This window comes from Phocaeicola sp. RTP21198st1_B8_RTP21198_201120 (assembly GCF_040929485.1).
GTDB lineage: Bacteria > Bacteroidota > Bacteroidia > Bacteroidales > Bacteroidaceae > Phocaeicola > Phocaeicola dorei.
In genome coordinates, this window is sequence record NZ_JBCOCI010000397.1 from 1 (window position 1) to 1,262 (window position 1,262).

1 protein-coding gene and 2 pseudogenes are annotated in these 1,262 nt (G+C 31.1%); all 3 read left to right on the plus strand.

Annotated features, from left to right (window positions below):
- A pseudogene (locus AB5935_RS26675) lies at positions 1–209 on the plus strand (histidine kinase); the annotation flags it as partial.
- Between the two features lie 220 nt (positions 210–429).
- Positions 430–954, plus strand: a complete 525-nt coding sequence (locus AB5935_RS26680) for a Panacea domain-containing protein (protein ID WP_055167953.1) — start codon at positions 430–432, stop codon at positions 952–954.
- A gap of 10 nt (positions 955–964) precedes the next feature.
- Positions 965–1,262: pseudogene (locus AB5935_RS26685) on the plus strand (hypothetical protein); the annotation flags it as partial.

The following is a 1,262-nucleotide window of genomic DNA, read 5'->3' on the forward strand; positions in this document are numbered from 1 at the left end:
GAATAGAAGTTGATGAAACATTATCCATTACTTTGCAGCAGTTATCGAATCGACTTGATACTATTAGTAATAAGGTTAATGTTTTGCTGAATCAAAAAGAAACTGTCGTAGAACTATCATGGTGGGATTTGCATAAGGATAAAGTGTATATAGGTATAATAGGTTTGTTTATTTTGGGGTGGTTGGTTTATAGGTGGAGGAAAAAGTAGCACATTTGCAATGTTAATATGTCAATTATCCTATGTTTGGCAGCATAATTATCTAATTAATTATCTATTTAATTTCCGCTTCTAGTAAATTACGTTACTTTTGCAGCATAATTACGTTGTTTTTGTGCTAATACTACATAATGCAACAAACTATTTAGGATTTTATTTGTAGTAATTAGTTAATAACAGTGTCTTTGATATAGAGAAATAAATAAGTCTTATGAATAAAATATATGCATTTGATTATATGCTATCCTTATTTGAGGAATGGTATAACGAAGAGAATAAGGAGCAGAATAGAGAATTCAAAAACTGTTCTAAGTTGTCTATGCTTAAACTTTTGTTTCTGACTGCAGTTCCTAAGGGAGAAGATACTAGAGACCTTTTGGATACATTTGATAATTTCTGTGCTCTCCCCTATGGGCCTGTTGAAAGTGACATATATAATGCAATTCAAAAAGACAATCTGCCTTCTTACGTTCTGACAGAAAGATCAATAACGAAAAAAAGAGATATCACATTGCCTTATAATGAAAATGACTATCTTCCTGTGAAGAATGCTGTATATGCTTTAAAAGAAAAAAACAGATTACTTATTTTATTGAACGCTTTTGATTTAGTGGAAATTACACATAAATGGGATAGTTGGAAGCAATCTATAAATTTTGCCAAGTTAATGGATATGTCAAGCTATAAAATGACTATAGAATCAATTCGAAGCGATAGAAATAAATACTTTGAATAAATAAACAAGGATGAGCTGTATACTAGAACAGTGTTATAATCAATTCATAGAAGAGTTTCCTGAATCTTGGCTTCCAAATGGTAGTGAGGATGAATCAGTGTTTTTTAATAAGAATGTTCAGGTAGAAAGCTTCTTTGAAACGTGCTTTATTTTATTAAGTAAGTCCATTATTTGTGGTGAGTATATTAATGTTCATAATTTCATTGATGTCTTGAATCGCTTTCTGGATAAGACAGCAGCAGCAGTGGAGTATGCTCCTCCATTACTGTCAGAATCAGGAAGTGAAAAAGTAGATAGACTATTATCAC

Coding starts and splice junctions, on each gene's coding strand:
- AB5935_RS26680 (WP_055167953.1), top strand. CDS start 430: ATGAATAAAATATATGCATTTGATTATATGCTATCCTTATTTGAGGAA.